Annotated in this window: 7 protein-coding genes, 3 tRNA genes and 3 rRNA genes; 4 read left to right on the top strand and 9 right to left on the bottom strand. The window is 47.3% G+C overall.

All coding sequences use genetic code 11. From position 1 onward, the window contains the following. Positions 1 to 212 precede the first annotated feature (212 nt). Genes hemC through DBX26_RS14950 form a run of 4 tightly spaced genes read left to right on the top strand, consistent with a single transcriptional unit; the run spans position 213 to position 4,292 of the window. Positions 213 to 1,151 (top strand): hydroxymethylbilane synthase, encoded by a 939-nt coding sequence (gene hemC, locus DBX26_RS14935; protein ID WP_065297537.1) that lies wholly within the window; start codon positions 213 to 215, stop codon positions 1,149 to 1,151. A 2-nt stretch (positions 1,152 to 1,153) separates the two neighbouring features. Next, complete coding sequence (locus tag DBX26_RS14940) at positions 1,154 to 1,882, top strand: uroporphyrinogen-III synthase (RefSeq protein WP_014233341.1); 729 nt, start codon at positions 1,154 to 1,156, stop codon at positions 1,880 to 1,882. A 17-nt stretch (positions 1,883 to 1,899) separates the two neighbouring features. Beyond that, positions 1,900 to 3,111: a uroporphyrinogen-III C-methyltransferase gene (locus DBX26_RS14945; protein ID WP_014233342.1), complete on the top strand. Its 1,212-nt coding sequence runs from the start codon at positions 1,900 to 1,902 to the stop codon at positions 3,109 to 3,111. Beyond that, on the top strand, positions 3,111 to 4,292 hold the full coding sequence (locus DBX26_RS14950; protein ID WP_118119629.1) for a heme biosynthesis protein HemY: 1,182 nt from the start codon (positions 3,111 to 3,113) through the stop codon (positions 4,290 to 4,292). Before DBX26_RS14945 ends, DBX26_RS14950 begins: the two co-directional genes overlap by 1 nt. Positions 4,293 to 5,159: 867 nt before the next feature. Here the strand turns inward: DBX26_RS14950 and DBX26_RS14955 are convergent. The 9 genes from DBX26_RS14955 to ubiD form a co-directional block, all read right to left on the bottom strand. Next, positions 5,160 to 5,236, bottom strand: a tRNA-Asp gene (locus tag DBX26_RS14955). 41 nt (positions 5,237 to 5,277) lie between these two features. Then, positions 5,278 to 5,394: ribosomal RNA gene (rrf, locus tag DBX26_RS14960) — 5S ribosomal RNA — on the bottom strand. A 110-nt stretch (positions 5,395 to 5,504) separates the two neighbouring features. Then, positions 5,505 to 8,394 (bottom strand): 23S ribosomal RNA (locus DBX26_RS14965). A gap of 263 nt (positions 8,395 to 8,657) precedes the next feature. Beyond that, positions 8,658 to 8,733 (bottom strand) — tRNA-Ala (locus DBX26_RS14970). A gap of 45 nt (positions 8,734 to 8,778) precedes the next feature. Then, a tRNA-Ile gene (locus DBX26_RS14975) sits at positions 8,779 to 8,855 on the bottom strand. Positions 8,856 to 8,920: 65 nt separating this feature from the next. Beyond that, positions 8,921 to 10,473 (bottom strand): 16S ribosomal RNA (locus tag DBX26_RS14980). The 16S, 23S and 5S rRNA genes sit together here with 3 tRNA genes alongside, the layout of an rRNA operon. A gap of 473 nt (positions 10,474 to 10,946) precedes the next feature. Beyond that, the gene (fre, locus tag DBX26_RS14990; RefSeq protein ID WP_014233344.1) at positions 10,947 to 11,660 is read right to left on the bottom strand and encodes an NAD(P)H-flavin reductase; all 714 of its coding nucleotides are present in this window, start codon (positions 11,658 to 11,660) and stop codon (positions 10,947 to 10,949) included. 14 nt (positions 11,661 to 11,674) lie between these two features. After that, the gene (locus tag DBX26_RS14995) at positions 11,675 to 11,944 is read right to left on the bottom strand and encodes a 2Fe-2S iron-sulfur cluster-binding protein (RefSeq protein WP_014233345.1); all 270 of its coding nucleotides are present in this window, start codon (positions 11,942 to 11,944) and stop codon (positions 11,675 to 11,677) included. Next, positions 11,941 to 13,794 carry a 4-hydroxy-3-polyprenylbenzoate decarboxylase gene (gene ubiD / locus DBX26_RS15000; RefSeq protein ID WP_014233346.1) on the bottom strand — a complete coding sequence of 618 codons (1,854 nt, stop codon included), beginning with the start codon at positions 13,792 to 13,794 and terminating at the stop codon, positions 11,941 to 11,943. Before ubiD ends, DBX26_RS14995 begins: the two co-directional genes overlap by 4 nt. Positions 13,795 to 13,830 lie beyond the last annotated feature (36 nt).

The raw sequence follows: 13,830 nt of genomic DNA on the forward strand, positions 1-13,830 counted from the left end.
TATACCCCAGTCACAAAATTAGCAGCGAGCTAGTGTCGCTTGTAAACGCCTCAAACTAATAATAGTCCTTAGTCTAATTGAGAATCTAGTCACACTATTTTCATAACATCATGTAATTCCATTCATAGCACCGCCAGATATCCAACTAACAGTAAGAATTTCTTGATGAGGATGGTAGGATAAAGCCAAATCCAAACAGCTTTGAGAAGATCATGACACAATCCACACCAATTCGCATTGCAACTCGAAAAAGCCCACTTGCTTTATGGCAAGCTCACTTTGTTAAAGATGCCCTTCAAGCCGCTCACCCGGGTTTAGAAGTCGAGTTAGTAACTATGGTGACCAAAGGTGACGTGATCCTAGATACACCGTTGGCTAAAGTAGGCGGTAAAGGTTTATTCGTTAAAGAGCTGGAAGTCGCCATGCTGGAAGGCCGTGCAGATCTGGCTGTACATTCAATGAAAGACGTACCTGTCGACTTCCCTGAAGGATTAGGCCTTGTCACCATCTGCGAACGAGAAGACCCTCGTGATGCTTTTGTTTCTAATACCTATAGCAGCGTTGATGAATTACCTCAAGGCGCGATTGTCGGCACATGCAGTTTACGCCGTCAGTGCCAGCTCAAGGAATATCGTCCAGATCTCATCATCAAAGAACTGCGTGGCAACGTAGGCACACGCCTTGGTAAATTAGATGCTGGCGAATACGACGCTATCATTCTGGCAGCTGCAGGCCTGAAACGATTAAAGCTTGAAGAGCGTATCAGAAGTTTTATTGAACCTGAGCAATCACTTCCGGCTGTAGGTCAAGGCGCAGTGGGTATTGAATGCCGCTTAGACGACGAACGATTACTCAAACTGCTTGAGCCACTTAACCACAAAGATACTGAAGATCGTGTACTGTGTGAGCGTGCAATGAACCTAACACTGGAAGGTGGCTGTCAGGTTCCTATTGGTAGCTATGCTCTGCTTGATGGCGATAACGTTTGGTTACGTGCACTAGTCGGAGAACCAGACGGCAGCGAAATTGTCCGTGGCGAAATCCGTGGCCACCGTAAAGATGGCGAAGCACTCGGTATCCAATTAGCAAATGAACTGCTGGATAATGGTGCTCGCGACATTCTCACAAAGCTGTACGCAGATCACGACTAATCATGGCAGTGTTGGTCACTCGGCCGGGAGAGCAAGGCATTGAGCTTTGCTCTCTGCTCGAAAGGCACGGCATTCCCGCATACCACCATCCATTGATCGACATTGTTGCCGATCTTTCGGATACACAGCTCTCCGATCACCTCAATCACGCACACTTCATTATTGCTGTCAGCAGACATGCGGTGCAATGCGCACAGCAAATATTATCAAACAACGGTATATCATGGCCTAAACACGCCATTTACCTTGCCGTTGGTCAAAAAACAGCACACTATTTAAGCAAATGCACGCAACAAAAAGTACACTATCCTCAAGTCAGTGATAGTGAACACTTATTGCAACTTCCAGCGTTAAACAATGTAGAAAAACAGAACGTTGTTATTCTGCGTGGAAACGGTGGAAGAGAGCTTATTAAAGATGCATTGGTGAGACGTGGAGCAAAAGTTCACTATAGTGAGACTTACAAGAGAGAATTCATCCCATTCGATCCAGTAAGCTGTGTCTCACTATGGAAAGCCCAACAAATCAATCAGATCATCGTCACTAGTGGTGAACAACTTGATTATTTGTGCAGCCAATTAACGTCAGATCAATTGGCTTGGCTTAATCAACGAGAGTTGTATATACCCAGTCAGCGTATCGCCGACATCGCAATTCAAAAGGGGTTCACTCAGGTGAGGTGCACAGGAAGCGCATCCAACCAAGAATTACTGGCTGCTCTCCAGCCCTAGCTACACAGGATAAAGGCATGACAAGTAAAAATAACGACCAAAAAAATAACGATAAAAACCTTGCTGAAGAAACCTCTTCGGCACCGCTAGCTGAAAAAGATACCCCGAAACAGGATGCTGAGCCTACCAAGGAATCATCACAACCTGCTGATACAGAAAAGCCAGCAGAACAAAAGAAAGTTGAGTTTGAAGAGAAACAAGGCAAGCGAGGCGTCAAACTGGGCACAGTCGCAATCATCTTGTCGATCATCTTTGGTGGAGGCTTAGCGTATAAGCTTCACGAACAGCAGACTGACTACCAAGCAAAAATAGCTCAGCTTCAAAGCCAACTAGAACAAGCTCAAGCTTCTATGAAGCAGGAACTGACTCAGGTTAAAGAAGAAACTATTGAGAAGGCGACTACGGTAACGCATAAAGCTGAAGTGGTTCTTGGTCAGCAACAAAAAAGTATCGAAAGCCTTCAATTGGCTGTGGCTGACGTGAAAGGCCGCCGTCCAAACGACTGGTTACTGGCCGAAGCCGATTACTTAGTTAAACTGGCTGGTCGCAAGCTGTTCCTAGAGCACGACGTTGAAAGCGCAACTCAATTGATGGAAAGCGCAGACCAACGTATTGCTGCACTCAATGATCCGAGTTTAGTTAACCTTCGTAAAGCGATGGCGAATGACATCACTAAATTACGTACCGTGCCATTAATCGACCGTGACGGCTTAGTGCTACGTCTGACAGCCTTGCAACAACAAGTCGATAAAATGCCACTGGCGAATGCCCTACTTCCTGAAGCTGCGGCTGTGACTGAGCAAGAAGTGTCTGAAGACATTGCCAACTGGCAAGATAACTTGATGACGTCTCTGAAAGACTTCTCAGAAAACTTCATTACTTTCCGTACTCGCGATGGCAACGTCATCCCACTGCTTTCTCCTCAGCAGCATTTCTACCTTAAAGAGAACATCAAAGCTAAGCTAGAAACGGCTATTAAAGCGGTTTATCAAGAGCAAGGCGAAGTGTACTCGACCTCGCTAAAAACAGCAGATAAATGGGCGTTAGCGTTCTTTAATCAGGACGATAACTCAGTTAAAGAGTTCAACAAAACGATCGGCCAGCTTAGCCAGCAAAACATCCAGGTTGAATACCCGGCTAAACTGGAAACTCAGTCTCAGCTATCTGATGTTATTCGTGAACGCCTACGTCGTGAAGTAACCACTATGACAGGCACGGAGGATAAGTAATGTTTCGTCTTATTTTCCTATTTGCCATTCTAGGAGCCGGCCTATTTGTGGGTACACAATACTCAGGCCAACAGGGTTACGTTCTGATCTCGATCGCCGAGAAAACCATTGAGATGAGTGTTACAACACTGGTCATTTTTGTTATCGCGGCGCTTGCTGGTCTGTTCATTTTAGAATACCTAATTAAGAAACTGGTCTACGCAAGTTCAAGTACCTGGAACTATTTCAGTGTACGAAAAATGCGTCGCTCTCGTCGTTACACCAATGAAGGCATAATCAAATTGCTAGAAGGTGACTGGAAAGGTGCAGAGAAGAAAGTCACTCGCTGGGCAAATCACCACGACATGCCACTTCTGTGCTACCTAGTCGCCTCAGAAGCAGCACAAGGTCAAGGTGATAAAGAGAAACGTGACAAATACTTAGAGCTAGCGAGTCAGCAAGAAAACGCGCACCTAGCCGTTGAGCTGACCCGTGCCAAACAGTTTATTCGCGACAATGAGTTTGAAGCGGCATTTGACACGCTATCTTCACTAAAAAATCAGCACGCAAACAACCCGATTGTATTAAACCTGCTGAAAACTACCTACATGCAGTTGAATCTATGGCAACCATTAATTGACTTGATGCCTCAGCTAAACAAAGCAAAACAGGTGACTGAAGACGAAGAAATTGAGCTGATTAAAACAGCACAATGCGGATTGCTACACGATGTTGCTCAACAGCAAGGTAGTGAAGGATTGATTTCTCACTGGAACAGTTTGGCTCGCAAAGTAAAACAAGACCCTCATTTGATCGCATGTTTTGCTCGCGAGTTGATTGCCCGTAAAGCAGATAACGAAGCATTTACTGTATTAAAAGAAGCGTTAAATAAAACACCAGCACCGGAGTTATACGAGCTTCTTCCTGAGTTAAATGTACCAGACATCCATCCTATCGTTGTCTTCCTTGAAGGCGTAGTGAAGAAAGAGACAGATAATGCAGCAGCACACAGTGCACTGGCTCACTTCTACTTCCGCCAAGAGAAATGGCATGAGTCTCAAGAGCAATTTGAAGCAGCCTTAAAGCTACGCTCAAACGTCTCTGATTACGCTTTCCTTGCCGACACACTAGAGAAGCAGAATCTAACTAAAGCGGCACACGAAGTTTCTCGTAAAGCGCTGACACTCGTTCAAAACGATTAAGTAGACGGTACAAACCCATAGCTAAAAGCCGACATGTAAGTGTCGGCTTTTTTATCACCTTTCAAACATCCCCTCATTCCTCCCAGTAACCTCAATCCACAAACAAACCCACTATCTTAGTTCAATGCAATACCCAATGATTATTTCAAGCAACAAACTGGAGATATAGAAACGGAATTGCTGGAACTACTCAATAGCAACGAAACGGGCATTCTCAGTTCAATCTAGACTTTTCCTTATCGTCATCTTTATTCCAAGTAAAGAAAAGGATATCTGCGTTCAGGCGACGTAAGCGGACAGGGCTTTACTAAAAGAATTGGATTATCAGGCGGGATCTATTGTTGAAACTAACCAGCAAATAGACTCTATTATGCATCTCCTCTTTCATTCATTAATGCTGCCTAATACACCTTATTACTCTCTGTAGACTGCGTTGTAGATAGGTTCTGACTTTTAGAAACGTGAATAGGAAAAACTGATAAGACCTTCTTGATTACATTCGATAGAAGAAGGAACTCGGTAGAGTCGAAGATAATTGTGGTGACTACAGAACGTCTTAAGTAGGAACCCTCTAGCTAGTAAAGTCAAAAATATCAAAGCGATAAAACCGAGCACTCAGAATAGGCTTTGTAATAAGTGGCGGAGTGGCTGGGGTCGCAGACGACGGGCAAACCTTTTGCGGGACTCATTGGTCGAATGACCAACTTAACTCAGCACAAACTAAAAGACCCCAGCATTTCTGCTAGGGTCTCGAATAAGTGGTGGAATGGCCGGGCTTGCGCACAAGCCTGACTCGATGTCCCTGAAAGGGAAGTCATGTGCCATAAACGAAAAAAGCCTAGTCTTTCGACTAGGCTTTCTAATAAGTGGCGGAGTGGACGGGACTCGAACCCGCGACCCCCGGCGTGACAGGCCGGTATTCTAACCAACTGAACTACCACTCCGCAGTGGTATCATCCGCATTTGCGAACGTCCAAAATTTAAAGCCTGGCGATGTCCTACTCTCACATGGGGAAACCCCACACTACCATCGGCGCTATTTCGTTTCACTTCTGAGTTCGGAATGGAAGTCAGGTGGGTCCAAAACGCTATGGTCGCCAAGCAAATTCTTACTCTCTATTTCTAGAGAAAACTTGGAAAGCTGTTTTTAATTCTCGTTATTACACATTCAATGTTCTTACATTGAGTCCATCAAAACCCCTTGGGTGTTGTATGGTTAAGCCTCACGGGCAATTAGTACAGGTTAGCTCAACGCCTCACAACGCTTACACACCCTGCCTATCAACGTCGTAGTCTACGACAACCCTTTAGGATACTTAAAGTATCAGGGAGAACTCATCTCAAGGCTCGCTTCCCGCTTAGATGCTTTCAGCGGTTATCGATCCCGAACTTAGCTACCGGGCAATGCGTCTGGCGACACAACCCGAACACCAGAGGTTCGTCCACTCCGGTCCTCTCGTACTAGGAGCAGCCCCTTTCAATTCTCCAACGCCCACGGCAGATAGGGACCGAACTGTCTCACGACGTTCTAAACCCAGCTCGCGTACCACTTTAAATGGCGAACAGCCATACCCTTGGGACCGACTTCAGCCCCAGGATGTGATGAGCCGACATCGAGGTGCCAAACACCGCCGTCGATATGAACTCTTGGGCGGTATCAGCCTGTTATCCCCGGAGTACCTTTTATCCGTTGAGCGATGGCCCTTCCATTCAGAACCACCGGATCACTATGACCTGCTTTCGCACCTGCTCGAATTGTCATTCTCGCAGTCAAGCGGGCTTATGCCATTGCACTAACCTCACGATGTCCAACCGTGATTAGCCCACCTTCGTGCTCCTCCGTTACGCTTTGGGAGGAGACCGCCCCAGTCAAACTACCCACCAGGCACTGTCCGCAACCCCGATAAGGGGTCGACGTTAGAACATCAACACTACAAGGGTGGTATTTCAAGGACGGCTCCACAGATACTGGCGTACCTGTTTCAAAGCCTCCCACCTATCCTACACATGTAGGGTCAATGTTCAGTGCCAAGCTGTAGTAAAGGTTCACGGGGTCTTTCCGTCTAGCCGCGGGTACACTGCATCTTCACAGCGATTTCAATTTCACTGAGTCTCGGGTGGAGACAGCGTGGCCATCATTACGCCATTCGTGCAGGTCGGAACTTACCCGACAAGGAATTTCGCTACCTTAGGACCGTTATAGTTACGGCCGCCGTTTACCGGGGCTTCGATCAAGAGCTTCGACCGAAGTCTAACCCCATCAATTAACCTTCCGGCACCGGGCAGGCGTCACACCGTATACGTCATCTTACGATTTTGCACAGTGCTGTGTTTTTAATAAACAGTTGCAGCCACCTGGTATCTGCGACTCTCAATAGCTCCATCCGCAAGGGACTTCACCGTCGAGAGCGTACCTTCTCCCGAAGTTACGGTACCATTTTGCCTAGTTCCTTCACCCGAGTTCTCTCAAGCGCCTTGGTATTCTCTACCCGACCACCTGTGTCGGTTTGGGGTACGATTCCTTACAATCTGAAGCTTAGAGGCTTTTCCTGGAAGCATGGCATCAATGACTTCACTACCGTAGTAGCTCGACGTCGTGTCTCAGCCTTAAAGAGAGCCGGATTTACCTAACTCTCAAGCCTACGCACTTGAACCTGGACAACCGTCGCCAGGCCCACCTAGCCTTCTCCGTCCCCCCATCGCAATTGTAAGAAGTACGGGAATATTAACCCGTTTCCCATCGACTACGCCTTTCGGCCTCGCCTTAGGGGTCGACTTACCCTGCCCCGATTAACGTTGGACAGGAACCCTTGGTCTTCCGGCGAGGAGGTTTTTCACCCCCTTTATCGTTACTCATGTCAGCATTCGCACTTCTGATACGTCCAGCATGCGTTACCACACACCTTCAACCGCTTACAGAACGCTCCCCTACCCAATATACAAAAGTATATTGCCGCAGCTTCGGTTTACTACTTAGCCCCGTTACATCTTCCGCGCAGGCCGACTCGACCAGTGAGCTATTACGCTTTCTTTAAATGATGGCTGCTTCTAAGCCAACATCCTGGCTGTCTGAGCCTTCCCACATCGTTTCCCACTTAGTAGTAATTTGGGACCTTAGCTGGCGGTCTGGGTTGTTTCCCTCTCCACGACGGACGTTAGCACCCGCCGTGTGTCTCCCGGATAGTACTTACTGGTATTCGGAGTTTGCAAAGGGTTGGTAAGTCGGGATGACCCCCTAGCCTTAACAGTGCTCTACCCCCAGTAGTATTCGTCCGAGGCGCTACCTAAATAGCTTTCGGGGAGAACCAGCTATCTCCAGGTTTGATTGGCCTTTCACCCCTAGCCACAAGTCATCCGCTAATTTTTCAACATTAGTCGGTTCGGTCCTCCAGTTGATGTTACTCAACCTTCAACCTGCCCATGGCTAGATCACCTGGTTTCGGGTCTATATCCAGAGACTGAACGCCCAGTTAAGACTCGGTTTCCCTACGGCTCCCCTAGATGGTTAACCTTGCCACTGAATATAAGTCGCTGACCCATTATACAAAAGGTACGCAGTCACACCACGAAGGTGCTCCTACTGCTTGTACGTACACGGTTTCAGGTTCTATTTCACTCCCCTCACAGGGGTTCTTTTCGCCTTTCCCTCACGGTACTGGTTCACTATCGGTCAGTCAGTAGTATTTAGCCTTGGAGGATGGTCCCCCCATATTCAGACAGGATATCACGTGTCCCGCCCTACTCGATTTCACTGAACACACATCGTCAACTACGGGACTATCACCCTGTATCGTCGGCCTTTCCAGACTGTTCGTCTAACGCGTGTAAAGCTTAAGGGCTAGTCCAATTTCGCTCGCCGCTACTTTCGGAATCTCGGTTGATTTCTTTTCCTCGGGGTACTTAGATGTTTCAGTTCCCCCGGTTCGCCTCCTGTTGCTATGTATTCACAACAGGATACTTACTTATGTAAGTGGGTTTCCCCATTCGGAAATCCCAGACTCAAGTGGCTTTTACTGCCTAATCTGGGCTTATCGCAAATTAATACGTCCTTCATCGCCTCTGACTGCCAAGGCATCCACCGTGTACGCTTAGTCACTTAACCATACAACCCGAAGGAGTTTCGAATTGATGTTAAACAACCAAAGTTGCTGTCTCATTATTTGAATGAGCGAGACAGCTTTCGATTTTGCCGGACTCAAATTCCAAGAACACTTGAATGTGTTTTTAGTTGTATTCAAATACATGAATACTTTGAGAACTTTACAATCAAACTTAAAAAGTTTGATTTGTCAGCTTTCCAAATTGTTAAAGAGCTAGATTCATTTAAGAACCATTTTTAAACACACTCGTAAGAATGCTTAAAGATGGTGGAGCTAAGCAGGATCGAACTGCTGACCTCCTGCGTGCAAGGCAGGCGCTCTCCCAGCTGAGCTATAGCCCCATCAAGGTGTGTCGATACTGTATGCCAATTCCTTGGGAAGGGAATTGGTGGGTCTGAGTGGACTCGAACCACCGACCTCTCGCTTATCAGGCGAACGCTCTAACCACCTGAGCTACAGACCCAGTATCGTCTCTTTTACATAAACCGTATCAATCTGTGTGGACACTCATCGTGAATAATCATCGTATAAGGAGGTGATCCAGCGCCAGGTTCCCCTAGCGCTACCTTGTTACGACTTCACCCCAGTCATGAACCACAAAGTGGTAAGCGTCCCCCCGAAGGTTAAACTACCTACTTCTTTTGCAGCCCACTCCCATGGTGTGACGGGCGGTGTGTACAAGGCCCGGGAACGTATTCACCGTGGCATTCTGATCCACGATTACTAGCGATTCCGACTTCATGGAGTCGAGTTGCAGACTCCAATCCGGACTACGACGCACTTTTTGGGATTCGCTCACTTTCGCAAGTTGGCCGCCCTCTGTATGCGCCATTGTAGCACGTGTGTAGCCCTACTCGTAAGGGCCATGATGACTTGACGTCGTCCCCACCTTCCTCCGGTTTATCACCGGCAGTCTCCCTGGAGTTCCCGACATTACTCGCTGGCAAACAAGGATAAGGGTTGCGCTCGTTGCGGGACTTAACCCAACATTTCACAACACGAGCTGACGACAGCCATGCAGCACCTGTCTCAGAGTTCCCGAAGGCACCAATCCATCTCTGGAAAGTTCTCTGGATGTCAAGAGTAGGTAAGGTTCTTCGCGTTGCATCGAATTAAACCACATGCTCCACCGCTTGTGCGGGCCCCCGTCAATTCATTTGAGTTTTAATCTTGCGACCGTACTCCCCAGGCGGTCTACTTAACGCGTTAGCTCCGAAAGCCACGGCTCAAGGCCACAACCTCCAAGTAGACATCGTTTACGGCGTGGACTACCAGGGTATCTAATCCTGTTTGCTCCCCACGCTTTCGCATCTGAGTGTCAGTATCTGTCCAGGGGGCCGCCTTCGCCACCGGTATTCCTTCAGATCTCTACGCATTTCACCGCTACACCTGAAATTCTACCCCCCTCTACAGTACTCTAGTCTGCCAGTTTCAAATGCTATTCCGAGGTTGAGCCCCGGGCTTTCACATCTGACTTAACAAACCACCTGCATGCGCTTTACGCCCAGTAATTCCGATTAACGCTCGCACCCTCCGTATTACCGCGGCTGCTGGCACGGAGTTAGCCGGTGCTTCTTCTGTCGCTAACGTCAAATCTATACGCTATTAACGCATAAACCTTCCTCACGACTGAAAGTGCTTTACAACCCGAAGGCCTTCTTCACACACGCGGCATGGCTGCATCAGGCTTGCGCCCATTGTGCAATATTCCCCACTGCTGCCTCCCGTAGGAGTCTGGACCGTGTCTCAGTTCCAGTGTGGCTGATCATCCTCTCAGACCAGCTAGGGATCGTCGCCTTGGTGAGCCCTTACCTCACCAACTAGCTAATCCCACCTAGGCATATCCTGACGCGAGAGGCCCGAAGGTCCCCCTCTTTGGCCCGTAGGCATCATGCGGTATTAGCCATCGTTTCCAATGGTTATCCCCCACATCAGGGCAATTTCCTAGGCATTACTCACCCGTCCGCCGCTCGACGCCGTTAACGTCCCCCGAAGGTTCAGTTAACTCGTTTCCGCTCGACTTGCATGTGTTAGGCCTGCCGCCAGCGTTCAATCTGAGCCATGATCAAACTCTTCAATTTAAGATTTTGTTCGGCTCAATGAATACTGAACATTACATAAAGTAATGTTTGAATTGACTGTGCTGAATCCGAAGATTCAATGGTCACTTCGTATCATTGAAACCTAATTTGAAACCGAAGTTTCTAATTGGATTATCATCAACGAGTGCCCACACAGATTGATAGGTCTATATTGTTAAAGAGCTTGCTTTGCGAGAAACTTTTCTCTCAAAGCGGAGGTGCATTCTAGCGATTTAATTGTAAGTGTCAAACACTTTTTTCAACTAATTTTTCGTAGAAGCTTTTACCTCTCCGACCCTGCTGAAGCCTTATCGCGTCTGCCGTGTCGGTGGATGCGCATTATAGGGAGTTACGATTGGAGCGCAACCCTTTTTTAGAAAAAAAACCAAAAAAACGAACACTCGATGATTATTTAATCAAAAACGTAAAAAAGAGGGTAATAAACCCTCTTTTTTATCGCATAAAAGCCGTATTTAAATGAAAGCGTACGCGTCTGCGTACATACGTTCGCTTTTGGCTTTCTTATTTTGAGTAAACTGTTCTCGAGCTGCGCCCGCCATTTCAAAGCGACCAGCAATATAGATATCATAGTCTTCCAGACTTTCGAAATCGTCACTGACGGCTTGTAGCACGTTTCCAACTTTACCTTGCCACTCAGCGGGAGCGTCTTCTACTACAGGAATAAAGTGCACGTTAGAAAACTTCTCTGAGATAGCGATAAGTTCATCTTTTGCGTATAACTGGCTTTCGTCACGAGCACCCCAGTACAAGTAGATTTCATTAGTCTTATTCTGTGCAACACAATGATCCAAGATCGAGCGTACGTAACTGAATCCTGTACCACCAGCGATCAGTAATAAAGAACGCTCGCTATCTTCTTGAATCCAAGCGTCTCCATGAGGCGCATCAATTTCAATATCACCACCCGATTCTAATGCTGCTTTCATCGATTCTACGACTTCTATTGCGTAAGCGTTATGTTCTGCCGCACCAATGTGCAGTTCCAACTCACCTTCATGTCGGCAAGGGCTACTTGCGATAGAAAACGGGCGCTTGTCTTTCTCACCCATCACAACCATAAGGTATTGGCCAGCTTTGAAAGACACTGGTGATTCTGGGTGAAGTAGAATTTGATAAGTATTACAAGCTAACGGCTGAATAGACTTTACTTTACATTGGATGGTCATGATGTCCCTCTCGCTTACTCATCAAAAGTAAGCACTAAATTACTTTCTGTATAGGCTTGGCAAGGAAATATCCAACCTTGCTGCTGTTCTTTGTCGGTTAACATGGGTTCCAGATGATAACTCACCTCGCCCGTTACCTTTTTACACATACACATGGCACAAGCGCCAACTCGGCAACGATGTGGGAAGCGAATATTATTGTTGAGCGCAGCTTCCAACACCGTCTCCCCAGCTTCAACCTCAAATGATATGTTTATAGGAAGAAGGAGGACTGTATGACTCATAGAATACCTAACTGGTCCCAAATCTCATCAATTTTAGCGACAAGTTTAGGATCTTTCTTAATTGGGATACCCCACTCGCGCGTTACCTCAGACTCAAACTTATTGGTCGCATCGAGCGCTAGTTTCGAACTGCTCGACGAGCTTCCCCGAAGTTGAATCGTATCTCTATCAGGATCCATGCGAGTCGTTACTGCCCAAATAATATCATTCCAATCCCGTGCATTAACGTCGTCATCACATAAAATGATGAACTTAATGTCTGTGTAGTCGGCAAAGTATGCCCACAGACTTTCAAGCAATGCCTGGGATTGACCCGCTTCGTCTTTCTTCATTGTTACCACAGCGAACTGGTTGTTTGCCGTCGGAGGTAGATAGATATCGACAATGTCCGGACGAAGGGCTTTTAGTGAGTCTAAGTCTTCTTGAGTGATCGGTTTGCTCTCTGAAGGATTGACTTGCGTGCGAGTCGCCAACTCCGCTTCCCATTTTATGGTCGCATCGAGTCCCATTTTGGAGCCCAAACCAACAACCGGAGAAGCAAAATCCAGTGAGTCTATCGGCGTGTTATCAATCATTACCGTATCACGCACTGGGTCCATATGCTCAGACATGGCTTTCACCACGTCATTCCAGTCACGCGCATTTACCGACTCATCACACACAATCACAAACTTGGTGTACATAAACTGGCGTAAGAAAGACCAGACGCCCATCATGACGCGTTTCGCATGTCCCGGATATTGCTTCTTCAACGTCACGACCGCCATACGGTACGAACAACCTTCTGGAGGCAGATAGAAATCTTCTATCTCAGGAAATTGCTTTTGCAGAATAGGCACAAAGACTTCGTTCAGTGCTACACCCAGAACGGCGGGCTCATCGGGCGGACGACCAGTGTAAGTGCTGTGATAAATCGGGTCTTTACGCATAGTGATATGAGTAATGGTAAAGACATGATGCTTTTCTTTTTCGTTATAGTAGCCCGTGTGATCGCCATACGGGCCTTCATTCGCAAACTCAGTCGGGTCGATGTAGCCTTCCATTACTATCTCAGCACTCGCTGGCACTTCCAGTTCGTTACTGATGGATTTGACGACTTCCGTTTTACTGCCACGCAATAAGCCAGCAAAAGCATATTCTGACAATGTATCAGGTACTGGTGTTACCGCACCAAGAATAGTCGCAGGATCCGCACCGAATGCGACCGATACTGGGAATGGCTTGCCGGGGTTGGTCTCCATCCAGTCACGTAGGTCTAACGCGCCACCACGGTGGGCAAGCCAGCGCATGATGATTTTGTTTTTAGCGATTTTCTGCTGGCGGTAGATACCGAGGTTTTGGCGTTTTTTATTCGGCCCTTTGGTAACCGTCAAACCCCACGTCAATAATGGTGCTACGTCTTCTGCCCAGCAGCTCATCACCGGAATCTTATTCAAATCGACTTCGTCACCCTGCCACACGATCTCTTGACAAGGCGCTTTACGCAGACGCTTAGCTGGCATATTCAAGACTTGCTTAAAGACAGGCAGCTTTTCTAGCGCATCTTTGAAGCCTTTTGGCGGCTCAGGCTCTTTGAGATAAGCCAACAGTTTACCGACTTCACGCAGTTCTTTTACGTCTTCACGTCCCATACCAATCGCGACCCTTTCCGGGGTGCCGAACAGGTTGGTTAAAACCGGAACATCGTAACCAATAGGGTTTTCAAATAATAATGCAGGACCACCAGCTCGCAGAGTACGATCGCTGATTTCTGTCATTTCATAAGCGGGATCAACAGGGTGAGTAATGCGCTTGAGTCGACCTTTCTGTTCCAGGTGATCAATATATTCGCGTAAATCCTTAAAACTCATAGGCCTTCATGACTACTGACTGATTAAACTTTTCGC

Source organism: Vibrio sp. dhg (genome assembly GCF_003443775.1).
GTDB lineage: Bacteria > Pseudomonadota > Gammaproteobacteria > Enterobacterales > Vibrionaceae > Vibrio > Vibrio natriegens.

Excerpts from the sequence above, each read along its gene's own strand:
- hemC (WP_065297537.1), top strand. The coding sequence starts at position 213 with ATGACACAATCCACACCAATTCGCATTGCAACTCGAAAAAGCCCACTT.
- DBX26_RS14940 (WP_014233341.1), top strand. The coding sequence starts at position 1,154 with ATGGCAGTGTTGGTCACTCGGCCGGGAGAGCAAGGCATTGAGCTTTGC.
- DBX26_RS14945 (WP_014233342.1), top strand. The coding sequence starts at position 1,900 with ATGACAAGTAAAAATAACGACCAAAAAAATAACGATAAAAACCTTGCT.
- DBX26_RS14950 (WP_118119629.1), top strand. The coding sequence starts at position 3,111 with ATGTTTCGTCTTATTTTCCTATTTGCCATTCTAGGAGCCGGCCTATTT.
- fre (WP_014233344.1), bottom strand. The coding sequence starts at position 11,660 with ATGACCATCCAATGTAAAGTAAAGTCTATTCAGCCGTTAGCTTGTAAT.
- DBX26_RS14995 (WP_014233345.1), bottom strand. The coding sequence starts at position 11,944 with ATGAGTCATACAGTCCTCCTTCTTCCTATAAACATATCATTTGAGGTT.
- ubiD (WP_014233346.1), bottom strand. The coding sequence starts at position 13,794 with ATGAGTTTTAAGGATTTACGCGAATATATTGATCACCTGGAACAGAAA.